The organism is Pseudomonas sp. SMN11, from assembly GCF_052041945.1.
In the GTDB taxonomy this organism is placed as follows: Bacteria; Pseudomonadota; Gammaproteobacteria; order Pseudomonadales; family Pseudomonadaceae; genus Aquipseudomonas.
In genome coordinates this window covers 59,531-81,921 of sequence record NZ_JBKGGW010000016.1, presented here as the reverse complement: position 1 = coordinate 81,921, position 22,391 = coordinate 59,531, and the positions used below count along the sequence as shown (strand labels likewise).

23 protein-coding genes are annotated in these 22,391 nt (G+C 63.5%); 15 read left to right on the top strand and 8 right to left on the bottom strand.

Annotated features, from left to right (window positions below; genetic code table 11):
- The first annotated feature begins 67 nt into the window (after positions 1 to 67).
- The 7 genes from cycA (at position 68) to ACLEJU_RS15580 (ending at position 7,823) form a co-directional block, all read left to right on the top strand.
- Positions 68 to 1,474: a D-serine/D-alanine/glycine transporter gene (gene cycA / locus ACLEJU_RS15610; protein WP_435424837.1), complete on the top strand. Its 1,407-nt coding sequence runs from the start codon at positions 68 to 70 to the stop codon at positions 1,472 to 1,474.
- A gap of 271 nt (positions 1,475 to 1,745) precedes the next feature.
- Positions 1,746 to 3,011 (top strand): urea ABC transporter substrate-binding protein, encoded by a 1,266-nt coding sequence (gene urtA, locus ACLEJU_RS15605; RefSeq protein WP_435425517.1) that lies wholly within the window; start codon positions 1,746 to 1,748, stop codon positions 3,009 to 3,011.
- Between the two features lie 84 nt (positions 3,012 to 3,095).
- Positions 3,096 to 4,625: an urea ABC transporter permease subunit UrtB gene (urtB, locus tag ACLEJU_RS15600; RefSeq protein ID WP_435425518.1), complete on the top strand. Its 1,530-nt coding sequence runs from the start codon at positions 3,096 to 3,098 to the stop codon at positions 4,623 to 4,625.
- Complete coding sequence (urtC, locus tag ACLEJU_RS15595; protein WP_435425519.1) at positions 4,625 to 5,704, top strand: urea ABC transporter permease subunit UrtC; 1,080 nt, start codon at positions 4,625 to 4,627, stop codon at positions 5,702 to 5,704. The genes urtB and urtC overlap by 1 nt, the downstream gene beginning before the upstream one ends.
- Positions 5,701 to 6,558 carry an urea ABC transporter ATP-binding protein UrtD gene (urtD, locus tag ACLEJU_RS15590; RefSeq protein ID WP_435425520.1) on the top strand — a complete coding sequence of 286 codons (858 nt, stop codon included), beginning with the start codon at positions 5,701 to 5,703 and terminating at the stop codon, positions 6,556 to 6,558. The genes urtC and urtD overlap by 4 nt, the downstream gene beginning before the upstream one ends.
- Before the next feature lie 19 nt (positions 6,559 to 6,577).
- Positions 6,578 to 7,276 carry an urea ABC transporter ATP-binding subunit UrtE gene (urtE, locus tag ACLEJU_RS15585; RefSeq protein ID WP_103445856.1) on the top strand — a complete coding sequence of 233 codons (699 nt, stop codon included), beginning with the start codon at positions 6,578 to 6,580 and terminating at the stop codon, positions 7,274 to 7,276.
- A 31-nt stretch (positions 7,277 to 7,307) separates the two neighbouring features.
- Positions 7,308 to 7,823: an N-acetyltransferase family protein gene (locus ACLEJU_RS15580; RefSeq protein ID WP_435425521.1), complete on the top strand. Its 516-nt coding sequence runs from the start codon at positions 7,308 to 7,310 to the stop codon at positions 7,821 to 7,823.
- A gap of 70 nt (positions 7,824 to 7,893) precedes the next feature.
- On the opposite strand, the gene ACLEJU_RS15575 is transcribed toward ACLEJU_RS15580, so the two are convergent.
- Together ACLEJU_RS15575 and cbpA are read right to left on the bottom strand one after the other, a co-directional pair.
- The gene (locus ACLEJU_RS15575; RefSeq protein ID WP_110633593.1) at positions 7,894 to 8,199 is read right to left on the bottom strand and encodes a chaperone modulator CbpM; all 306 of its coding nucleotides are present in this window, start codon (positions 8,197 to 8,199) and stop codon (positions 7,894 to 7,896) included.
- 2 nt (positions 8,200 to 8,201) lie between these two features.
- Positions 8,202 to 9,170 (bottom strand): curved DNA-binding protein, encoded by a 969-nt coding sequence (cbpA, locus tag ACLEJU_RS15570; RefSeq protein ID WP_435425522.1) that lies wholly within the window; start codon positions 9,168 to 9,170, stop codon positions 8,202 to 8,204.
- A 163-nt stretch (positions 9,171 to 9,333) separates the two neighbouring features.
- Between cbpA and ACLEJU_RS15565 the strand changes: the two genes are divergently transcribed.
- On the top strand, positions 9,334 to 10,605 hold the full coding sequence (locus ACLEJU_RS15565) for an Hsp70 family protein (protein ID WP_435425523.1): 1,272 nt from the start codon (positions 9,334 to 9,336) through the stop codon (positions 10,603 to 10,605).
- A 121-nt stretch (positions 10,606 to 10,726) separates the two neighbouring features.
- Here the strand turns inward: ACLEJU_RS15565 and ACLEJU_RS15560 are convergent, their stop codons facing one another.
- From ACLEJU_RS15560 to ACLEJU_RS15550, 3 genes are all read right to left on the bottom strand, one after another.
- Positions 10,727 to 11,734 (bottom strand): AI-2E family transporter, encoded by a 1,008-nt coding sequence (locus ACLEJU_RS15560; RefSeq protein WP_435425180.1) that lies wholly within the window; start codon positions 11,732 to 11,734, stop codon positions 10,727 to 10,729.
- 70 nt (positions 11,735 to 11,804) lie between these two features.
- On the bottom strand, positions 11,805 to 12,092 hold the full coding sequence (locus ACLEJU_RS15555) for a PsiF family protein (RefSeq protein WP_435425181.1): 288 nt from the start codon (positions 12,090 to 12,092) through the stop codon (positions 11,805 to 11,807).
- Positions 12,093 to 12,154: 62 nt separating this feature from the next.
- Complete coding sequence (locus ACLEJU_RS15550) at positions 12,155 to 12,943, bottom strand: AraC family transcriptional regulator (RefSeq protein ID WP_435425182.1); 789 nt, start codon at positions 12,941 to 12,943, stop codon at positions 12,155 to 12,157.
- 122 nt (positions 12,944 to 13,065) lie between these two features.
- On the opposite strand from ACLEJU_RS15550, the gene ACLEJU_RS15545 reads away from it, so the two are divergent.
- A complete protein-coding gene (locus ACLEJU_RS15545; protein ID WP_435425183.1) occupies positions 13,066 to 13,938 on the top strand; it encodes a DMT family transporter in 873 nt (290 codons plus the stop codon).
- On the opposite strand, the gene ACLEJU_RS15540 is transcribed toward ACLEJU_RS15545, so the two are convergent.
- Positions 13,935 to 14,825 (bottom strand): alpha/beta fold hydrolase, encoded by an 891-nt coding sequence (locus ACLEJU_RS15540; RefSeq protein WP_435425184.1) that lies wholly within the window; start codon positions 14,823 to 14,825, stop codon positions 13,935 to 13,937. The genes ACLEJU_RS15545 and ACLEJU_RS15540 overlap by 4 nt on opposite strands.
- A 124-nt stretch (positions 14,826 to 14,949) precedes the next feature.
- On the opposite strand from ACLEJU_RS15540, the gene osmE reads away from it, so the two are divergent.
- On the top strand, positions 14,950 to 15,291 hold the full coding sequence (osmE, locus tag ACLEJU_RS15535; protein WP_435425185.1) for an osmotically-inducible lipoprotein OsmE: 342 nt from the start codon (positions 14,950 to 14,952) through the stop codon (positions 15,289 to 15,291).
- A gap of 49 nt (positions 15,292 to 15,340) precedes the next feature.
- On the top strand, positions 15,341 to 15,871 hold the full coding sequence (locus ACLEJU_RS15530; protein ID WP_085676790.1) for a ferritin-like domain-containing protein: 531 nt from the start codon (positions 15,341 to 15,343) through the stop codon (positions 15,869 to 15,871).
- Positions 15,872 to 15,985: 114 nt separating this feature from the next.
- On the opposite strand, the gene ACLEJU_RS15525 is transcribed toward ACLEJU_RS15530, so the two are convergent.
- Positions 15,986 to 18,052 (bottom strand): AsmA family protein, encoded by a 2,067-nt coding sequence (locus tag ACLEJU_RS15525; protein ID WP_435425186.1) that lies wholly within the window; start codon positions 18,050 to 18,052, stop codon positions 15,986 to 15,988.
- 340 nt (positions 18,053 to 18,392) lie between these two features.
- On the opposite strand from ACLEJU_RS15525, the gene ACLEJU_RS15520 reads away from it, so the two are divergent.
- From ACLEJU_RS15520 to ACLEJU_RS15510, 3 genes are all read left to right on the top strand, one after another.
- Positions 18,393 to 18,980 carry a phage infection protein gene (locus ACLEJU_RS15520; RefSeq protein ID WP_435425187.1) on the top strand — a complete coding sequence of 196 codons (588 nt, stop codon included), beginning with the start codon at positions 18,393 to 18,395 and terminating at the stop codon, positions 18,978 to 18,980.
- Positions 18,981 to 19,102: 122 nt separating this feature from the next.
- Complete coding sequence (locus tag ACLEJU_RS15515) at positions 19,103 to 19,738, top strand: TetR family transcriptional regulator (RefSeq protein WP_435425188.1); 636 nt, start codon at positions 19,103 to 19,105, stop codon at positions 19,736 to 19,738.
- Between the two features lie 43 nt (positions 19,739 to 19,781).
- Complete coding sequence (locus ACLEJU_RS15510; RefSeq protein ID WP_435425189.1) at positions 19,782 to 20,879, top strand: AGE family epimerase/isomerase; 1,098 nt, start codon at positions 19,782 to 19,784, stop codon at positions 20,877 to 20,879.
- A gap of 147 nt (positions 20,880 to 21,026) precedes the next feature.
- Here ACLEJU_RS15510 and ACLEJU_RS15505 read toward each other — a convergent pair whose 3' ends face one another.
- Positions 21,027 to 21,794 carry an SDR family oxidoreductase gene (locus ACLEJU_RS15505; protein ID WP_294332680.1) on the bottom strand — a complete coding sequence of 256 codons (768 nt, stop codon included), beginning with the start codon at positions 21,792 to 21,794 and terminating at the stop codon, positions 21,027 to 21,029.
- Positions 21,795 to 22,017: 223 nt separating this feature from the next.
- On the opposite strand from ACLEJU_RS15505, the gene ACLEJU_RS15500 reads away from it, so the two are divergent.
- Entirely contained in the window at positions 22,018 to 22,359 is a 342-nt protein-coding gene (locus ACLEJU_RS15500; protein WP_435425190.1) for a hypothetical protein, read from the top strand.
- The last annotated feature ends 32 nt before the right edge of the window (positions 22,360 to 22,391 follow it).

Genomic DNA, 22,391 nt, shown 5'->3' with positions numbered 1-22,391 from the left:
CACGAGCGTGTTAGCCTAACCGGCTACCTCCGACAAGAAGACCGACCTTCCAAGGGAATGCAGCTTGATGACGCAAACTTCTCCCAACACGCCAGATGAACAACATCTGCAGCGCAACCTGACCAACCGCCACATCCAGCTGATCGCCATCGGCGGCGCCATCGGCACCGGCCTGTTCATGGGCTCGGGCAAGACCATCAGCTTGGCGGGGCCGTCGATCATCTTCGTCTACATGATCATCGGCTTCATGCTGTTCTTCGTCATGCGCGCCATGGGCGAACTGCTGCTGTCGAACCTCAACTACAAGTCGTTCATCGACTTCTCCGCCGACCTGCTCGGCCCCTGGGCTGGCTACTTCACCGGCTGGACCTACTGGTTCTGCTGGGTGGTCACCGGCATCGCCGACGTGGTCGCCATCGCCGCCTACACGCAGTTCTGGTTCCCGGACCTGCCGCAGTGGATACCGGCGCTGACCTGCGTGGCGGTGCTGCTGTCACTGAATCTGGTAACGGTAAAGATGTTCGGTGAGCTGGAATTCTGGTTCGCCCTGATCAAGATCGTTGCCATTCTCGGCCTGGTCGCCACCGGCCTGTACATGGTCATCACCGGCTTCACTTCGCCGAGCGGGCGCACCGCGCAGCTGACCAACCTGTGGAACGACGGCGGCATGTTCCCCAATGGCCTGATGGGCTTCTTCGCCGGCTTCCAGATCGCCGTGTTCGCGTTCGTCGGCATCGAGCTGGTGGGCACCACGGCTGCTGAAGCGAAGAACCCCGAACGCACCCTGCCGCGGGCGATCAATTCGATCCCGGTGCGGATCATCGTGTTCTACGTCCTGGCACTGATCGCGATCATGGCGGTGACCCCATGGCGCGACGTGGTACCAGGCAAGAGTCCGTTCGTGGAACTGTTCGTGCTGGCCGGCCTGCCGGCGGCGGCGAGCATCATCAACTTCGTGGTATTGACCTCGGCGGCCTCGTCGGCCAACAGCGGCGTGTTCTCCACCAGCCGCATGCTTTACGGCCTGTCCCAGGAAGGCGATGCGCCCAAGGCGTTCGAGAAACTGTCGAGCCGCTCGGTGCCGGCTAACGGCCTGTTCTTCTCCTGCACCTGCCTGCTGCTGGGTGCGGTGCTGATCTACCTGGTGCCGAACGTGATCGAGGCGTTCACCCTGGTGACGACCGTGTCGGCGGTGCTGTTCATGTTCGTCTGGACGCTGATCTTGCTGTCCTACCTGAAGTACCGCAAGCACCGCGACGCGTTGCACCAGGCGTCGAACTACAAGATGCCGGGCGGGCGCTTCATGTGCTACGTGTGCCTGGCGTTCTTTGCCTTCATTCTGGTGCTGCTGAGCCTGGAAGCGGACACCCGCTCGGCGCTGGTGGTGACGCCGATCTGGTTCCTGCTGCTGGCCGTGACGTACCAGGGGGTGCGCAGCCGCCGTCATCCACGCTCGGCTGTGCGTAACGGTTGATGGCCTGGGGCTGCTTTGCAGCCCTTTCGCGACACAAGGCCGCTCCTACAGGAATACGCGTACTTCTGTCGGAGCGGCCTTGTGTCGCGAAAGGGCCGCAGAGCGGCCCCAATCCTGTGCACACCAATAGCCCAGGCACCAACCTGGAACTGCAAAACGCCCCAACACCTCGCACAACCCCTCTATTACGCACATTCCAGCGTTAGGCACACCCCTTGCAAAGCCCTCCCCGCTTGGCCAACACCATAAAAAAACTCAGCGGAGAGAGCACATGAAGCGTCGCAGTCTGATCAAGGCCTTTACCCTCAGCGCATCGCTTGCGGCGATGGGCCTGAGCTGGAGTATCCAGGCCGCCGAGACCATCAAGGTCGGCATCCTGCATTCGCTGTCCGGGACCATGGCGATTTCCGAGACCTCGCTCAAGGACATGGCGCTGATGACCATCGACGAGATCAACGCCAAGGGCGGTGTGAATGGCAAGATGCTCGAACCCGTGGTGGTCGACCCCGCCTCCAACTGGCCACTGTTCGCTGAAAAGAGCCGCCAGCTGCTGACCCAGGACAAGGTCGCAGTGGTGTTCGGCTGCTGGACTTCGGTGTCGCGCAAGTCGGTGCTGCCGGTGTTCGAAGAACTCAACGGACTGCTGTTCTACCCGGTGCAGTACGAGGGTGAAGAGATGTCGCCGAACGTGTTCTACACCGGCGCCGCGCCCAACCAGCAGGCCATTCCGGCCGTGGAATACCTGATGAGCGAGGATGGCGGTAGCGCCAAGCGCTTCTTCCTGTTGGGCACCGACTACGTCTACCCGCGCACCACCAACAAGATCCTGCGTGCCTTCCTGCACAGCAAGGGTGTGGCCGACAAGGACATCGAAGAGGTCTACACGCCGTTCGGCCACGCCGATTACCAGACCATCGTCGCCAACATCAAGAAGTTCTCCGCCGGCGGCAAGACGGCAGTCATCTCCACCGTCAACGGCGACTCCAACGTGCCGTTCTACAAGGAACTGGCCAACCAGGGCCTGAAGGCCACCGACGTGCCGGTGGTGGCGTTCTCGGTGGGTGAAGAAGAGCTGCGCGGCATCGATACCAAGCCACTGGTGGGCCACCTGGCCGCGTGGAACTACTTCGAGTCGGTGGATAACCCGGTCAACCAGAAGTTCGTCGCCGACTGGAAGGCCTACGCCAAGGCCAAGGGCCTGCCGGGTGCCGACAAGGCGGTGACCAACGACCCGATGGAAGCCACCTACGTGGGCATCCACATGTGGGCCCAGGCCGCCGAGAAGGCCAAGTCCACCGATGTCGACAAGGTCCGCGAGGCCCTGGCCGGGCAGACCTTCAAGGCACCGTCGGGCTTTACCCTGACCATGGACAAGACCAACCACCACCTGCACAAGCCGGTGATGATCGGCGAGATCCAGGATGACGGGCAGTTCAGCGTGGTGTGGGAGACCGAGCAGCCATTGCGGGCGCAGCCATGGAGCCCGTTCATTCCGGGTAACGACAAGCGCCCTGATTACGCGGTGAAAGGTAACTGAGTGCACTTGGGCTGCTCTGCAGCCCATTCGCGGGCTCGCCCGCTCCCACAGGACCGCGCCGGTTTCAGACCTGTGGGAGCGGGCATGCCCGCGAAGAATCCACCGCCGATTTCCAGGATTGCCCGCATGCTCAGATTCCTGCTCACACTGATTCTGCTAATCCCCCTGGCAACCCAGGCCAGCGAGGGCGAATTCTTCCTCACCGCCAAGCCCGCCGAGCAGGCCCGACTGCTCGAAGGCTGGGCGGCACAACCTGATGCCACGCGCCTGCCGCTGCTGGACAACCTGCGCCAGGGCCGCATCGCCACCGATGACACGCGCAAGGTACGCCTGAACAACCGCCTGCGCGGCCTGATCGACAACGCCCTGGCCAGCCACCAGCTGCTCAGCGACAGCAGCGCCACGCGCCTAGCCGCCGCCCAACAACTGCAAAAGAGCGCGCAACCGGCGCAGATGGCCTTCCTCGACCGGCGCTTCGCCCTCGAAGTGGACCCCGCCGTGCACGCCGCCCTCGGCCTGGCCCTGGCCAACCTGCAACTGGGCGCCAGCGAGCCAGCCGTGCGCCTGGCTGCGGTACGCCTGCTCGGCGAAACCGGTGACCCGCTGGCCCGCACCCGCCTCGAAGCCCTGCTGCAACCGGGTGCAGAAAGCGACCCAGGCATACGCACCGCCGCCGAAACCAGCCTGGCCCAGGTCAAGCGCAAGCTGCTGGTCGGCGAACTGCTCGGCCAAGCCTTCAGCGGCCTGTCGCTGGGCTCGATCCTACTGCTGGCCGCGCTGGGCCTGGCGATCACCTTCGGCCTGCTCGGGGTGATCAACATGGCCCATGGCGAGATGCTCATGCTCGGCGCCTACAGCACCTACATGGTCCAGGTGCTGCTGCAGCGCTACGCCCCCGGTGCCATCGAGTTCTACCCGCTGATCGCCCTGCCGGTGGCCTTCGCGGTCAGCGCCGGGGTCGGCATGGCCTTGGAACGCACGGTGATCCGCCACCTCTACGGGCGTCCGCTGGAAACGCTGCTGGCGACCTGGGGCATCAGCCTGATCCTGATCCAGGCCATACGCCTGTTGTTCGGCGCGCAGAACGTCGAGGTCAGCAACCCGGCCTGGCTGTCCGGCGGCATCCAGCTGCTGCCCAACCTGGTGCTGCCGTACAACCGGCTGGTGATCATCGGTTTCGCGCTCGCCGTGGTGCTGCTCACCTGGCTGCTGCTCAACCGCACGCGCCTGGGCCTGAACGTGCGCGCTGTCACCCAGAACCGCAACATGGCGTCCTGCTGCGGCGTTTCCACCGGGCGCGTCGACATGCTCGCCTTCGGCCTCGGCTCGGGCATCGCCGGCCTGGGCGGCGTGGCCCTGAGCCAGGTCGGCAACGTCGGCCCGGATCTGGGCCAGAGCTACATCATCGACTCGTTCCTGGTGGTGGTGCTCGGCGGTGTCGGGCAACTGGCCGGCAGCCTCTGGGCAGCGTTCGGCCTAGGGATAGCCAACAAGCTGCTGGAGCCGCAGATCGGTGCGGTGCTCGGCAAGATCCTCATCCTTGCGTTGATCATTCTGTTCATCCAGAAGCGCCCGCAAGGCCTGTTCGCCCTCAAGGGACGGGTAATCGACTGATGAACCAGCCACTGCTTGTCACCGCTACGCAAAAGGCCGGGCCACGGCTGTCGCTGGCCATCGGCGCGGTCGTCGTCCTGCTGCTGGTAGCCCTGCCGCTGCTGTCGCTGCTACCGGCCGATCACGCCCTGCAGGTCTCGGCCTATACCCTCACCCTGGTCGGCAAGATCCTCTGCTACGCCATCGTCGCCCTGGCCCTGGACCTGGTCTGGGGCTACGCCGGGTTGCTGTCGCTGGGCCACGGCCTGTTCTTCGCCCTCGGCGGCTACGCCATGGGCATGTACCTGATGCGCCAGGCGGCCGGCGACGGCCTGCCCGGGTTCATGACTTTCCTGTCGTGGAGCGAACTGCCGTGGTACTGGGCCGGCACCCAGCACTTCGCCTGGGCCCTGTGCCTGGTGGTGCTGGCGCCCGGGCTGCTGGCACTGGTGTTCGGCTGGTTCGCCTTCCGCTCGCGGATCAAGGGCGTGTACTTCTCGATCATGACCCAGGCCCTGACCTTCGCCGGCATGTTGCTGTTCTTCCGTAACGAAACGGGCTTTGGCGGCAATAACGGCTTCACCAGCTTCCGCACCATCCTCGGCTTCGACATCGCCGCCCAGGGCACCCGCGCGGTGCTGTTCCTGCTCACCGTCTGCCTGCTGCTGGCCAGCCTGTACCTGTGCTGGCGCCTGACCCAAAGCAAGTTCGGCCGCCTGCTCACCGCCGTGCGCGATGCCGAAAACCGCCTGATGTTCTGCGGCTACGACCCGCGCGGTTTCAAACTGCTGGTGTGGGTGCTCAGCGCCGTGCTGTGCGGCCTGGCCGGTGCGCTGTACGTGCCGCAGGTGGGCATCATCAACCCCAGCGAAATGTCGCCGACCAACTCCATCGAAGCCGCCGTGTGGGTGGCCCTGGGTGGGCGTGGCACGCTGATCGGCCCGTTGCTCGGTGCCGGCCTGGTCAATGGCATGAAGAGCTGGTTCACCGTGGCCTTCCCGGAGTTCTGGCTGTTCTTCCTCGGTGCGCTGTTCATCCTCGTGACGCTGTACCTGCCCAAGGGCGTGGTCGGCCTGTTGAAGAAAAGGAGCCAGCCATGAGAGGCGTGCCCCCGGTCCACCCGGAATTCATGCTGGAACCTGTGTTCGACAACCTCGGCAGCGGCCGCGAGGCGATCGGCCTGGGCCACAGCCGCAAGGCCGGCCTCGACACTCGCCACGGCACGGTGCTGAGCCTTGAGGACATCAGCGTCAGCTTCGACTGTTTCAAGGCGCTCAACGCGCTGAACCTGTACATCGGCGTCGGCGAACTGCGCTGCATCATCGGCCCCAACGGCGCCGGCAAGACCACGATGATGGACGTGATCACCGGCAAGACCCGCCCCGACACGGGCAGCGCGTTCTTCGGCGACACCCTCGACCTGACCCGGATGAGCGAGTACCAGATCGCCCAGGCCGGCATCGGCCGCAAGTTCCAGAAGCCCACTGTGTTCGAGGCACTGACCGTGTTCGAAAACCTGGAGCTGGCGTTGAAGACCGACAAGTCGGTATGGGCCAGCCTGGCTGCGCGCCTGAGCGGCGACCAGCGCCAGCGCATCGAGGAAGTGCTCACCACCCTGCGCCTGCTGCCCCTGGCCCAGCGCCAGGCCGGCCTGCTGTCGCACGGGCAGAAGCAGTTCCTCGAGATCGGCATGCTGCTGGTGCAGGAGCCACAACTGCTGTTGCTCGACGAGCCGGTGGCGGGCATGACCGATGCCGAGACCGAGTTCACCGCCGAGCTGTTCAAGGGCCTGGCCGGTAAGCACTCGCTGATGGTGGTGGAACATGACATGGGCTTCGTCGGCAGCATCGCCGACCATGTGACCGTGCTGCACCAGGGCAGCGTGCTGGCGGAAGGGTCGCTGGAACAGGTGCAGGCGGATGAGCGGGTGGTCGAGGTTTACCTAGGTCGCTGATCAATACCAAGGACAAGACATGCTGAAAATCGACACCCTGCACCAGTACTACGGCGGCAGCCACATCCTGCGCGGCCTGTCCTTTGAAGCCAAGGTCGGTGAAGTCACCTGCCTGCTAGGGCGCAATGGGGTAGGCAAGACCACCCTGCTGCGCTGCCTGATGGGCCTTGTGCCTGCCCGCGAGGGCAATATCGAGTGGGAAGGCAAACCGATCACCACACTCAAGCCCCAGCAGCGAGTCCACGCCGGGATCGCCTACGTGCCCCAGGGGCGGGAGATTTTCCCGCGCCTGACCGTCGAAGAAAACCTGCTGATGGGCCTGTCGCGCTTCCCCGCCCGCGAAGCACGTGAAGTACCCGCGTTCATCTACGAACTGTTCCCCGTGCTGGAGCAGATGAAGCAACGCCGTGGCGGCGACCTGTCCGGTGGCCAACAGCAACAGCTGGCCATCGGCCGCGCCCTGGCCAGCCGACCGCGGTTGCTGATCCTCGATGAACCAACCGAAGGCATCCAGCCCTCGGTGATCAAGGAGATCGGTGCGGTGATCCGCCGCCTGGCCGAGCGTGGTGACATGGCAATCCTGCTGGTGGAACAGTTCTACGACTTCGCCGAAGAGTTGGCCGACCAGTACCTGGTCATGGCCCGTGGCGAGATCATCCAGCGCGGCCGCGGTGAAAACATGCAAGCCGAAGGTGTGCGCGGGCTGGTAACCATTTAATCTGCAATCAATGACCCTGCGAGACGCTGTCATGAGTTACGAAATCCGCGACGCCCTGCCCACCGACGTGCCGGGCATCCTCGACATCTACAACGACGCCGTTCGCAACACCACGGCAATCTGGAACGAAACCCCGGTGGACCTGGCCAACCGCCAGGCCTGGTTCGAGGCACGGGCGCAGCAGGGCTACCCGATCCTGGTGGCCGTGGATGAGACCGGTGTGCTGGGGTATGCGTCGTTCGGTGACTGGCGGCCGTTCGAAGGTTTCCGCCTGACTGTGGAGCACTCGGTGTATGTGCGTGGCGACCAGCGTGGCAAGGGCCTGGGGCCGGTGCTGATGGCGGCGCTGATCGAGCGGGCGCGTGGCTGCGGCAAGCATGCGATGGTCGCAGCCATCGAAAGTGGCAATGCCGCGTCGGTGCGGCTGCATGAGAGGCTGGGCTTCGTGGTGACCGGGCAGATGCCGCAGGTGGGGGTGAAGTTCGGGCGGTGGCTGGATTTGACCTTCATGCAGCTGGTGCTGAACCCTGGTGCCGAACCAAGCTGAAATGCGATCTCTTGTGGGAGCGGCCTTTCGCGACACAAGGCCGCTCCCACATGGGGCAAATCAGAGAGGTTTACATTTGAGTGAACCTGCCCAGCCGCTGCTTCAGCATGCTGTTCTCACTGCGCAGCTGCTGCACTTCCTGCAGCAGCTCCAGCGCCAGCGCCACCCCTTCCCACTCAAGTTCCAGCTCCTGATGCAGCTTCGCCGCGCGCTTGGCCAAAAGCGGCGCCTGGTCGTCGAACAACCAGTCCTCCGGCGTTCGCCCCGAAGGTTCGACAATGCCGTGCTCGACGATTTCGATCACGTAGTCAGCCGTGATATCGGCTTCCTGACACAGGGTACGCATGTCCAGTTGAACGATCAGGGTGCTGCTCATGATCACTTACTCCATTGTGTCCTCGGGTCGAACGCCGCTTTCTCGGAAAGCTGGGTCCACAGTTCGCGGGTAGCTGCGTCTGAAGCCGGCGGCATCACCACTTTCAGCTGCGCGTAGAGGTTGCCGCGCTCGCCGTTCTTGTTGGCAAGGCCCTTGCCCGGCACGCGCAGGCGCTGGCCGCTCTGGCTGTCGGGGCGGATGGTCAGGTTGATCTTGCCATCCAGGGTCGGCACCGCCACTTTGGTGCCCAGGGCAGCCTCCCAAGGTGCCAGCGGCACGGTGATGATCAGGTCATGACCTTCGACATCGAACAGCGGGTGCGGTGCCATGCGCACGGTCAGGAACAGGTCGCCATTGGCACCGCCGCCGACGCCCGGCGCGCCCTGACCCTTGAGGCGAATACGCTCGCCGTCGGTGACCCCGGCAGGGATCTTCACGTTCAGGGTTTTGGTGGTGAACCCGGTGCGCTGGCCGGCCGCGTTGGTTTGCGGCACCTGGAAGCTGATCTGCTTGGATTCCTTGCTCAGGGTTTCTTCCAGGAAGATCGCCAGTTCCAGTTCCACGTCCTGCCCTCGCCTGCCGGCGCTACGTTGTTGTTGCCGGCCGCCACCACCGAACGGGTTACCGCCACGGGCACCGAAGATCGAGCTGAAGAAGTCGGAGAAGTCGCCGCCCTCGAAACCACCGCCAGCGCCACCCGCGCCGCCACGGCTCTGCCAGCCCGGTGGTGCCTGGAATGGCCGGCCATGCTGGCCGCCGTACTTGCGAATCTCGTCGAATTCAGCGCGTTTCTGCGCGTCACCAAGCACCTCGTAGGCCTCGTTGGCCTCCTTGAACTTGTCCTCGGCGTCACGCTCCTTGCTCACGTCAGGGTGATACTTGCGCGCCAGCTTGCGGTACGCGGCCTTGATCGCCTTGTCGTCCGCCGTGGGCTCTACGCCGAGTATCTTGTAATAGTCTTTGAAGTCCATCTGTGGATCACCAATGTGAATTTGCGTGTTGCATCTGAAGATAAGGGTCAAGCATAGCCTTTCAAGGTTCGCTTGGGGTTGCCTAAAGGCAGACGATCGGTCTTGATTCTGTAGCCAACTGGCATACACTGCGCGGCCGTTTTGCCTCCGGAAGCTTTTTCCCATGTCTGACGTATCGCCGGCCCGCGCCCTGGGCATCGACTTCGGCACCTCCAACTCCACGGTCGGCTGGCACCGCCCAGGCGTCGAATCGTTGATCGCCCTGGAAGACGGCAAAATCACCCTGCCGTCGGTGGTGTTCTTCAACATCGAAGAGCGTCGCCCGGTGTATGGCCGCCTGGCGCTGCATGAGTACCTGGAAGGCTACGAAGGCCGCCTGATGCGCTCGCTCAAGAGCCTGCTGGGCTCCAAGCTGATCAAGCACGACACCAGCGTGCTGGGCAGCGCCCTGCCGTTCAAGGACCTGCTGGGCATGTTCATCGGCGAGCTGAAAAAGCGTGCCGAGGCTGCCGCCGGTCGTGATTTCGAGCAAGTGGTGCTGGGCCGCCCGGTGTTCTTCGTCGACGAAGACCCGGCCGCCGATCAGGAGGCCGAGGACACCCTGGCCGAGGTGGCGCGCAAGATCGGCTTCAAGGACGTGTCGTTCCAGTATGAGCCGATTGCCGCAGCGTTCGACTACGAGTCGGGCATCAGCCGTGAAGAGCTGGTGCTCATCGTCGATATCGGCGGTGGTACGTCGGACTTTACCCTGATCCGCCTGTCGCCCGAACGCCACCTGGTGGCCGAGCGCCAGAGCGACATCCTCGCCACCGGCGGCGTGCACATCGGCGGTACCGACTTTGACAAGCAGCTGAGCCTGCAGGGCGTGATGCCACTGTTCGGCTACGGCAGCCGGATGAAGAGCGGCGCGCTGATGCCGACCAGCTACCACCTGAACCTGGCGACCTGGCACACCATCAACGCCCTGTACTCGCAGAAGTCGCAGCTGGCGCTGGGCAGCATGCGCTACGACATCGAAGACACGCTGGGCATCGATCGCCTGTTCAAGCTGATCGAAGAGCGCGCCGGGCACTGGCTGGCGATGGAAGTGGAAGCCAGCAAGATCGAGCTGACCGAGCAGGTCAGCCGCCGCGTCGACCTCAGCCGTGTCGAGCGCGAGCTGGGCGTGGACCTGACCCGGGTGCTGTTCGAGGAGGCCATCGAAGGGCTGCTGGAGCGGGTGCGCGGCAGTGTCACCGAGTTGCTGACCAAGGCTGGCGTGAGCGCGGGCCAGGTCGACACGGTGTTCTTCACCGGTGGTTCGAGCGGAATTCCGGCACTGCGCAACAGCGTGTCGGCGATGCTGCCGAATGCGCGGCATGTGGAAGGCAATATCTTTGGCAGCATCGGTAGCGGCTTGGCGATCGAGGCCCGCAAGCGCTACGGCGCTGCCTGAGCCATTCTGGGGCTGCTATGCAGCCCTTTCGCGACACAAGGCCGCTCCTACAGGTAACCGCGTCCCCTTGTAGGAACGGCCTTGTGTCGCGAAAGGGCCGCAACGCGGCCCCAGCAATCTGTCAAACCAGCTCCGCCCGCCGCAGCTCACTCTTCAGGTAGGCGTAATAGACCGGCCCCGCCACTACCCCCGGCAAGCCGAACGCCGCCTCGAACACCAGCATCGCCAGCAACAGCTCCCAGGCCTTGGCACTGATCTGCCCACCGACGATCTTGGCGTTGAGGAAGTACTCGACCTTGTGGATCACGATCAGATAACCCAGCGCCGCCGCCGCCACCCAGATCGACAGTGACATGCCGACGATGGTGATCAGGGTGTTGGACATCAGGTTGCCGATCACCGGCAACAGCCCAAGCAGGAAGGTCAGCACGATCAGCGTCTTGGTCAACGGCAGGTGCACGCCGAACAACGGCATCACCACGGCGAGGAAAATACCGGTGAACGCGGTGTTGAGCATCGAGATCTTGATCTGCGCGAAGACGATGTTGCGAAACGCCTGCACCAGCAGGTTCAGCCGCTCGAACAGGGCCGCAGCCAATGGCTTGCGCCGGGAAACGTCGGGGATGCGCTGCAGGGCGATGATGGCACCGAGGATCATGCCGATCAGCAGGGTCACGAACATGTGCGCCATGCCCTTGCCCACCAGCTGCAGGTCGCTCAGGTGGCTCTTGATCCAGTCACCGATGGCCACCTTGAACTCCGCCGCGCTGGCGGGCAGGTAGGCTTCGATGAACGGCGGCAGCTGGCTGCGAGCACGCTCGACCAAGGTCATGAACTTGTCCAGCGAGGCACCGGGGTTCTCTGCTTCGTGCAGCAGGAAGCTGAAGGCACCGGCTATCAGCAGGGTCAGCACGCTGACCACCAGCACACCCAGCAGCGCCACCGCCAACCAACGCGCACGCTGCCCGGCGATCAGCGGCTGCAGGCGCGGGGTGAGCATGTTCACCAGCTCGAACACCAGCAGCCCGGCCAGCAGGCTGGGCAGCAATTTCAGGGGCAAAGCCAGCAGCAGACCGGCCATGACAATGAACAGGCTGGCCAGGGTGATCTGGCGGGGGGTGAAAGTCATACAGCCTCGACGGCAGACGGCGGGAATGCCCGCAGTCTGCCAGCCTTCGGGGCACAGGCATAGGCGCAGGTCACTTCTTCTTCAGGCAGTCGCTCATGTACGCCTTGCGCTCGTCCCCCTTGAGCGCCTTGGTGGTGGCGTCGGCGTTGCAGGTCTTCATCTTTTCCTGCTGAGACTGCGGCACGTCCTTTTTCAGGCAAGTACTCATGAACGCCTTGCGTTCATCGCCCTTGAGGGCCTTGGTCGTGGCGTCGGCGTTACAGGTTTTCATCTTTTCCTGTTGTGCCGTGTTGGCGGCAAATCCTTGCGCACTGAACAGCACAGCCAGCGCCAGCAGTGGCACGTGCAACATCTTCATGGAGTGGTCTCCTTGTCTCCGCGCCCGGTGCACGGGGTCAGGCTGAGTGTAGACAAGAATTCTTACACACCATGCCGGGCCTGGCGCCGGTACTGCTCAGGTGTACAGCGGGCCTGGCGCTGGAACATGGCAATGAATGCCGAAGCGCTGCTGTAGCCCAGGTCGAAGGCAATCGCCTGGATCGGCAGCCCGGCCTCCAGGGCCTCAATGGCGCGCAGAAAGCGCAAGCGCAGGCGCCATTCGCCGAAGCTGATGCCCAGTTCGCGCAGGAACTGGCGGGCCAGGGTACGCTCGCTGACATGCACCCGAGCAGCCCAGTCGGCCAACGGCCGGTTGTCGCCGGGTTCGGCGGTGAGGGCGTCCAGCACCTTGCGCAGGCCCTCGTTGTGGGAGAAGGGCAAGTAGCAGGTCTGGGTCGGCGCCTGGTGCAGTTGGTCGAGCAATACCTGCACCAGGCGCTGGTCGCGTTCATCCTGCGCCACCCGCAGGTCGCGGCGGGCGAAGTCACCGAGGATGGCCTTGAGGATGTCGCTGATGATCAGACTGCAGGGCTGCGATGGCAGCTCAGCGCACAGGCTGCGGTCGAGATAGACCGAACGATAGACGATGGTCTGGGGGTTGTAGCAGCCATGCTCGGTACCTGGCGGCACCCACACCGCATAGTGGGGGGGCGAGAGGAAGCGCTGGCCGGCGACATCCAGATGCATCACCCCGTGGGCGGTGTAGTTGAGCTGGCCCCAGGCATGGCGATGGGGAGCACTGTGGGTGTCGGCGCCGAACTCGTCATGGCGGAAGTACACCGGAGCCGGGAGTTGGGCGAACTGTGGGATGTCGAGGTATTTGCGCGGCATGCTGTCAGCTTCGTGGGGCAGGTTGTCTGGATGGAAGTATAGGCTTATGAACAGACAACCGATAATGAGCGTCCATGGGGCCTGCCTTTCGGCCCCAGCCAAGCCAGACGAGTAACCGCTTCATGAACTACCTCTTCCCTCTGGTCGCCATCCTCATCTGGGCCGGTAATACCGTGGTCACCAAGATGTCGGCCGGCGCGATCTACCCTGCCGAAATCGGCTTCTACCGCTGGCTGCTGGCCGGCGCGCTGTTCACTCCGCTCCTGCTGCCCGCGGTGTGGCGCAACCGTGCGGCTATCCGCCCGCACCTGGGCAAGGTGGCCGTCCTCGGCGTGTTGGGCATGGCCGTGTACCAGAGCCTGGCGTATTTCGCCGCCGGCATCACCAGCGCCACCAACATGGGCATCATCCTCTCGCTGATGCCGCTGATGTCACTGGCGCTGTCCATCGCCTGGCTAGGCCAGCGCCTGAGCTACGGGGCCCTCGCAGGTGCCGTGGTGTCGTTCGTCGGTGTGCTCGAAGTGGTCTCCGCCGGCCAGCCCGGCATCTTGCTGGAACAAGGCTTGAACAGCGGCGACCTGCTGATGCTGGTAGCGACCCTGGCCTACGCGCTGTACAGCTTCCTGCTGAAGAAATGGCAATTGCGCCTGCCACCGTTGCAGCTGCTGTACCTGCAAGTGCTGGTCGCCATCCTGGTGTTGCTGCCGCTGTTCCTGCTTTCGGACAAGACCGGCCTAAACGGCCACAACATCGGCCTGGTGCTGTATGCCTGCGTGCTCGCCTCGATGATCGCCCCGCTGGTGTGGATGCAGGCCGTGCATCGCCTGGGGCCAAGCCGTACCACGTTGTTCTTCAACCTGCTGCCGGTGGTGACCGCGCTGATCGCTGCGGGGGTCCTCGACGAACGACTGGCCAGCTATCACCTGATCGGTGGTTTGCTGACCTTGGTCGGAGTCATTCTGGCCGAGCGCTGGACCACGCCGGTACGCCGCTAGAGCCCGGCTGCCTTGAGCCGTGCCGCATGTTCGGTGAACAGCCGCAGCGGCTCGGCGCCCTTGCCCACGGCGCCCAGCTGCTGGTTAACGATGTCCAGGTGGTCGAGCGGGTAGTCATCGCCGATCACCTGCCCCAGGTGCGAGCTGAAACGCCCGACCATGCCGTCGCAATGGCCCTTTTCCCTGACGAAACTGCGCGCGAACAACCGGCAGAAGCGGTTGCTGCCGTCGAAGCGGTTGCGCCCCTGGTCGGTCAACCCCGGCTGCAAGGTGCCGGACCAGGAGTAGTAGCGCACGCCGTTGACCTCATACGCCCCCTCCCCGCCCCAGGTATCCGGCAGCCCTTGTGGATAAGCCTGGTTGAACAGGGCCACCCCGGCGCTGGTCAGGGCCTGGTGCGAGGCATGCACGTCGACCGGCAGCGGGTCGCGCCGCCAGCCGGTTTCCAGCCATACCAGCAATACCGCCAGGCCATGCAGGATGGCCTTGAGCATGCGCCCCTGGGGTGAATCACCTGGCGCCGTGCGCTCAAGGTGATCGGCCAGCTCCGAACCGTGATTAGGCCCCGCCACCGAAGTGACCGAAGCCACCCGATCCGGCCGTTTGGCTGCCGCATAACGAGCGTTCAGCGCCCCCTGGCTATGGCCGATGAGGTTGACTTTTGCCGCGCCAGTGCGCTGGCAGATGTCTTCGATGATCGCCAGCAACTGCTCACCCCGTACCTCGTTGGAATGCAGCGGCGAGACCTGCACCGGGAACACCTGCGCGCCGCCCTTGCGCAACGCCGGCACGATGCCGAACCAGTACGGATAGAGCAGCACCCGGACAAAGCCGAGCATGCCCGGCACCAGCACCAACGGGTATCGCGTGGCCAACTCCTGCTGCATGGCTTGAGCCCTTTTCCGTGGACGATCGGCCAACACTAGCGCCGCTTCGATGACCATCGCAATCGAACTCCCGACGCGCCGTGTGGTTCCAATCCAGAACAGACCCTTTGCAAGGAGCGGGACCATGTACAAGCAGACCCTGGCAATCCTTCTGGCAGGCGCCACCCTGGCCGCCTGCAGCAGCCGCCCGGAAAACCCGGTGGACTACGTCACCTACCGCGACGAGCCGTTGGTCAAGCAGGTGGAAAACGGCATGACCATGCAGAGGGTCATTGCCATCGGCGGCAGCCCGTCGAACGCGATCGACCTGCCGCACGGGGGTACCTGCAACGACTACATCCTCAACCGCGACGGCCACCAGCAGCCGTACTACGTGCGCTTCGACGCCACCGGCCATGTCGATGCCAAGGGCTTCAAGACCTGCAAGCAACGAGAAGAGGACAGCAAGGCCGCCCACGGCGCCTGAGCCTCCCGTCCACCTTTGACCCACCGTCCTGATCTGTTTGGAGACAACCATGAGCAACGTTGAACTGACCGATGTGCAAACCCTGCGCGAGCGTGCCCGTCAGCACGTCGAGCAAGGCGCGGTGACCGAGGGTTACCACGCCGACCGCCAGGAAATCCTGCGGTTGCTCAATGAGTCGCTGGCCACCGAACTGGTCTGCGTGCTGCGCTACAAGCGCCATTACTTCATGGCCAGCGGCATCAAGGCCAGTGTGGCGGCCAGCGAGTTCCTGGAGCATGCGAACCAGGAAGCGGAGCATGCCGACAAGCTGGCCGAGCGCATCGTGCAGTTGGGCGGTGAGCCGGACTTCAATCCCGACAACCTCACCAAGAATTCCCATGCGCAGTATGTGGCAGGCAGTTCCCTGAAGGAGATGGTGCTGGAGGATCTAGTGGCGGAGCGGATTGCGATCGACAGTTATCGCGAGATCATTCAGTACATCGGCGATAAAGACCCGACTACACGGCGGATCTTCGAAGACATCCTGGCCCAGGAAGAAGAGCACGCGGACGACATGTCCGATCTGCTTCAGGGGCTGTAATTGCTGGGGGCGCTTTGCGCCCCTTTCGCGACACAAGGCCGCTCCTACAGGGGATCGCGTAATCCTGTGTAGGAGCGGCCTTGTGTCGCGAAAGGGCTGCAAAGCAGCCCCCAGCTATTTCTGCTTTTTCACCGCAGCTGGCGCCTTGCCGGCTTTCATCTGCTGCAGCAACGGCGTGCACTGGTTGGGCTCATCACCGCTGCTGGGCGCCACCAGCGCCAGCAATCCCGCTGCCGGCCCGGCAACCACACCCAACGCCACCATCCCCGCCCCGCGCAAGGCCAGCGGCACCGCCTGCACCCCGGCACTGGGCTTGGCAAACGGCCCGCGCACATACAACGGCGAACGCAGCGAGAACAACCGCAGCCCCTTGGACTCCGGGGTGACCTTCAAATCCAGCTGCTCACTGGCAAAGTTGGCCGTGCCGTTGATGTAGATGATTGCGTTCTCGGTATCGAAGATGAACAAGCGCGTGGTCGCCAGCCCGTCCTTGATACCGATGTCCGCTGCCGCACAATTGATCTTCACGTCTTCGTCGCCGAACAGCTTGCCAACCACATAGTTGCCGACATTGAGCCCGGCAATCTCCATCAGGCTGCGGCTGATGGCGCCATCATTGATCAGCATGCGCAGGTTGCCATTGGCAGTGCCCAGCAACGCCGCCACCGAGTTGCCACTGCCCCTGATGTCGGCATCGCCGTTGAGCTCGCCGAAGCTGGTCTGCATCGGCGCGAAGCTGGGGAACAGCTGCTTGAGCTTGAAGCCACGCGCCGTCAGCTGGGCGCGCCCCTGCAACGGCACGTTGCGGCCGTCCAGGCGGATGTTGGACGCCAGGCTGCCACCGGCCACGCCAAAGCGTAGCGGCTCCAGGCGCAGCAGGCCGTCGTCGAGGATCACGTGGGCGGACAGGTCGTTGAAGGGCAGTTTTTCACTGTGGACGATGCGTTTGCCGGCAAAGGTGACATCGGCGTCCATGGCCCGCCAGCGTTCGGTACGGAATTCTTCCACCGGCAGCACCTTGTCGGCCGGCTGCTTGCTGGCGCCGCCGCGGGCTTTCTGCTCGGCGTTGGAGTCGGCGCCGATCAGCGGGGCCAGGTCCTTGAACAGCAGCTGGTTGGATATCAGGTTGCCGGAGAGCTTGGGCCGTGGCTGGCTGGCGACGAAGGCCAGGTCGCCATGGATATCGCTGTCGCCGATCTTGCCGTTGAAGCCCTGGTAATTGAAGGTCGCGCCTTCGGCTGCATGCAGGTTGGCGCGGAGCCGGCCGTCGGTGGAATAGGCCGGGGTGTCGGGCAGCGTCACGCCGGTCAACGGGTAGAGGTTGCCCAGGCTGGCACCGGACAGGCGCAGGCGCAGGTCCAGCGCGCCGAGGTTACGTGGGTCGGTCAGGGTACCAGCGAGCACCACATGGGTATCGGCAATGCTCACGTCTGCCTGCAGCGGAAACGGCTGGCTGGCGTCCTGCAGCGCCAGCAGGCCGCCGATCTTGCCGGTACCGGACACCGGCTGACCTTTGTAGCGGCCCTGGGCCTTGAGCCCGAACGCATAATCCTGGGCGCCTCCAACCTTTTCGGCGCCGGCCTTGCCGACGATTTCACTGAAGGGGATCGGTTTGCCCAGTGGGTCGATCTGCACCTTCATGCTGGTTTTCAAGGTCTGGTCGTCGAAGCTGACATTGCCTTGGTCGAAGCCGATGGCACCGATGTCCAGCTGCCACTTGGACGGTTCCTCGTTCTCGTCCTTTGGCCCGAAGTCGAAAGTCCAGTTGGCGCGGCCATCGGCCAGGCGCGTGAGGCTGGCGGTGGGTCTGGTCAGGTCGATGCGCGGGATGCTGATCTGCTGGAACAGCAGCGGCAGCGGCGCCAGGCGGAACTCCACGCGCTCCAGGCCGACCATCTGCGGTTCCTTGAGCCAGTCAGGGTTGCCCAGGGTCAGGTCTTCGGCAATGAAGTGCGGCCAGGGCACCCAGGCGCGCCATCCGCCTTCTTCCGGCTCGGTGCGCCAATGCACGGCGAGGTTGCCATTGATCGCGAATGGCCGATGCAGAGCCTCGGAAACTTTCTCGTTGAGCAGTGGCTTGACGCGGTTCCAGTCAAAGGTGGCGATGATCACCACCAGGATCGCCAGCAAGGTCAACAGGGTGGTTAAGGTCCAGACGAGGATTCTGGCGGGACGCGTCATTGCGTGATTCTCCTGACGGCATGGCACAAAGCAGGCGTAACGATGGCACTCAATATCTCGGACTGATGAAAACCCGCTGGGTTTTATCGGAGAAGGCCATGATAGCGAGTTTTTTCGGGTTTCCTGGTCGGCTTTTGGCCGTGCAGCGGCACCGGTGTTACCACTACGCATTACTGGCAAAAAGCCGCAAACCATGCCGAAACAGCTGGAATAGAGCCTTCCGGCAACGCTATCAATACCGTCGATTGTTACCATTACCCGTATGAACTTCTCTCTGGCGTCACCGGGCGTAGCATTGGCTTCGTACCCACTTTCCAGCCCCCGAGAGGAGCACCGAATCATGAAACGCACCTTGCTGACCCTGACCCTGTCGATCCTTGCTGCAAACGCTTTCGCTCTGCCAGCTGCCGACCAGCACCTGACCGCCGAAGCACGCTCCAGCGCTGCTGAAATCGCCCAACCGCTGAAAACTGTTGCCGAAGGTGGTTCGGATCGTCTGATCGAACGTTCTGGCCGTGTTGCCGAAGGTGGTTCGGACCGCCTGATCGAACGTTCTGGCCGCGTTGCCGAAGGTGGCTCGGACCGCCTGATCGAACGTTCTGGCCGTGTTGCCGAAGGTGGCTCGGACCGCCTGATCGAACGCTCTGGCCGCGTTGCCGAAGGTGGCTCGGACCGCCTGATCGAACGTTCTGGCCGTGTTGCCGAAGGTGGCTCGGATCGCCTGATCGAACGCTCTGGTCGTGTTGCCGAAGGTGGCTCGGATCGCCTGATCGAACGCTCTGGCCGTGTTGCCGAAGGTGGTTCGGACCGCCTGATCGAACGCTCTGGCCGTGTTGCCGAAGGTGGTTCGGACCGCCTGATCGAACGCAGTGGCCGCGTAGCTGAAGGTGGCTCGGATCGCTTGGTTGCAATCAGCCACGTGAGCTGATCGCCATGGCCGAAAAGAACAACCTCTGTTACAAGGCTTGCTCCCCTCCCAGCCCGGTCCATTGACCGGGCTTCGTTTTTTTATCTAGAGTGCCCAGCCTCACCGTCACAGAAGCCCGCCCCATGCTGCCGCGCGCCGAACAGAAGCTACAGACCCGCCAGGCCCTGCTGGACGCCGCCTGCCAGCTAATGGAGAGCGGCCGTGGCTTTGGCAGCGTGAGCCTGCGCGAAGTGGCCAAGGCGGCAGGCATCGTACCTACCGGCTTCTATCGGCACTTTTCCGACATGGACGCCCTGGGCTTGGCGCTGGTGGCAGAGGTCGATGCCACGTTCCGCCAGACTATCCGCCTGGTGCGGCAAAACGAATTTGAACTTGGCGGCATCACCGATGCTTCGGTGCGCATCTTCCTCGACGTGGTTGCCGCCCACCGCGCCCAGTTCCTGTTCCTCGCCCGCGAACAGTACGGCGGCTCGCAAGCCGTGCGTCAGGCCATCGCCCGCCTGCGCCAGGACATCAGCGACGACTTGGCCACCGACCTTGCACGGATGAAGCGTTGGCAGCACCTGGACAACGCAGCGCTGGCGGTGATGGCCGACCTGGTGGTGAAGACCGTGTTCGCGACCCTGCCGGAACTGATCGACAGCCCTGAGCCGGGTTATCCACAGGTGCTGAGCGCCCAGGAAAAGATCACCCAGCAACTGCGCTTCATCTTCGTCGGCGCGCGCCACTGGCAAGGCCTGGGCAACCCACAACCCTAGTTCTGCTACCATGGCGCCCTGCCCGAAAGCGACGAGCGCCAACATGCCCAACCCCCGCCCCACCCTGCCCGAACTGGCCCGCTTCAACCAGCACTTCGCCGAACGCATCGTGCCGCTGTGGCAAGGGCCGGGCTGGAACGCCGACATGGCCCTGCCCTACGAGGCCCTGGACGCCCAGCACCGCCCGTTGCCGGTGCAGCGCTACCGGGCCATGGCCTGTGCTCGCCAGCTTTACCTGTTCAGCAGCCGCATCGAGCAACCGGGCGCAGCCGAACGGGCGGCGGCGCTGTTCCGTTCGTTGCAAAAGCACTTCCACGATGCCGAGCATGGCGGCTGGTTCTATAGCATCGACGCCGAGGGCAAGCCGCTGGACCGGCGCAAAGACCTCTACACCCACGCCTTCATCGTGTTCGCTTGCGCGCACTACTGGGGCAAGGTCGGCGAAGGGCTGGTGGAAGCCACCCTCAATGCCGCCCTGGAAGTGGTCGACGAGCGATTCGCCCGGGATGATGGCCTGTACGAAGCCAGCCTCGGCGAAGACTGGGCTGACCTCGACAGCGGCCCGCTGCAGAACCCGCAGATGCACCTGGCCGAGGCCTTTCTGCAAGTGCTGGCAGTGCGTGATGACGAACACGTGCAGCGATCTCTGCTGCAGTTATGCACAGCACTGCAAGAACACTTCATCGAGCCGCAGCATGGGCTGATGCTGGAGAAGCCACGCGGCGCTGTGGATAACTGGTTCGAGCCGGGGCATCAGTTCGAATGGTTCTACCTGCTGGAAACCTCGCCGCTGCTGCGCGGGACCGCGCTGCATGCCTCCATCGAGCGGGCCTTCGGCTATGCCGAGTTGTGCGGGGTGAACAATGCGGCAGTGCTGGCCATGCTCGATGTGGAAGGCAACGTGCTCGATGCTACCCAGCGAATCTGGGCGCAGGCGGAATACTTGCGGGCACTGGTGTTGCGCTCGGGCAACGAGGCGAAGCTGCTGGTCCAGCTGAAGGCGATGGAACAGCAGTTCCTGCATGCCGGTGGCTGGTATGAGTGCCGCGATGGTGAAGGGGCGGTGAGCCGGCATGACATGCCTTCGACTACGCCCTATCACTTGGCGACTTGCCTGGAAGGCCTGCATCGCCTGGCCTGACGCATTTCCTGTAGGAACGGCCTTGTGTCGCGAAAGGGCAGCGCAGCAACCCCAGGGTTTCAGCGCAAATGCGAAAATTGCCGGTGCTGCTTTGCCGCCCTTTCGCGACACAAGGCCGCTCCTACAAGCCGGCGGCAGGCCTTCAGATCAGCCCTTGGCCGAACGGTCGATCGAGAACCCTGCCCAGTCCTGGCTCACCGGCATCAGCTCGAGGCTGTTGATGTTGATGTGCGCCGGCTGGTTGAGGATCCAGAAGATGGTCTCGGCGATGTCCTGCGGCTGGATCGGCTCGGCACCGGCGTAGGTGGCATCGTACTTGGCCTGGTCACCGCCGAAGCGCACCAGCGAGAACTCGCTCTCGCAAAGGCCCGGCTCTATGTTGCTCACCCGCACGCCGGTGCCGCGCAAGTCGCAGCGCAGGCTCAGCGAAAACTGGCCGACGAAGGCCTTGGTGCCGCCATACACGTTGCTGCCGGGGTACGGGTAGTTGCCCGCCACCGAACCCACGTTGAGGATCGACGCGCCACGGCCGTGGGCGATCAGGCGTGGCAGCAGCAGGCGGGTGGTGTACATCAGGCCTTTGATGTTGGTGTCGACCATGGTCTCCCAATCGTCCAGGCTGCAGTTCTGCGCCGCATCCACACCGAGCGCCAGGCCTGCATTGTTGACCAGGCCGCGAATCTTCTCGAAGCCGGCCGGCAGGCTGGCAATGGCCTGCTCCATGGCCTTGCGGTCACGCACGTCGATAACCAGGCCGTGCACTTCGGTTTTGGCCGACAGTTCGGCGCACAGGGCATCCAGGCGATCCTTGCGACGGCCGGTGAGTACCAGCTTCCAGCCGGCTTCGGCAAAGCGGCGAGCGGTGGCCTCGCCAAAACCGGATGTCGCGCCAGTGATGAATACGGTGGATGTCATGCTCTGTTCCTCACGGTAGGTTGTCATCGACAGCTTTGCAGCATGCCCGCGCCGGGCATTGGCAGCAAGCCGTTCAGGCCGCTGTTCATTTTTTGTTCATATGCGCCAAACCCTTATAGCAGAGGGCTCGCCGCCAGCTATGCGCATGTTATCCACAAGGCTTTCAACACGGATTGGGGGCAACTTGTCCACTGAGCGGAACCCTTTCAGCGAAATGTGGTCGGTGGATATCTTATTGATGATGGCGCAACGCTTTCAAGCATGCCGCCTGCAGCGGTCTGTCCAAGGCTTTCTCACAGACTTATCCACAGAGACTGGAGCACCTTTCGCAGCGGTTGACCTGCACAGAAAAATGCTTGTGAAATCATCCACAAAGGGCAACTGGTCAAATTTTAATCAGAGCCTTGCAGCCTTTGAAAATAAAGGGCTAGAGCGAGGTGCCACCATGTTTTCCACAGGCGGTTCCACATTAATCGTGGAAAAGATTCAACCTGTGGAAACAAGGGCTTGCGAGGGAATTGTCGAGTGGGTCGCGAAAGATATGCGACAAGTTGTCCACATTTGAACCGGGGGCTGCCTGGCAACCCCCGGATGCAA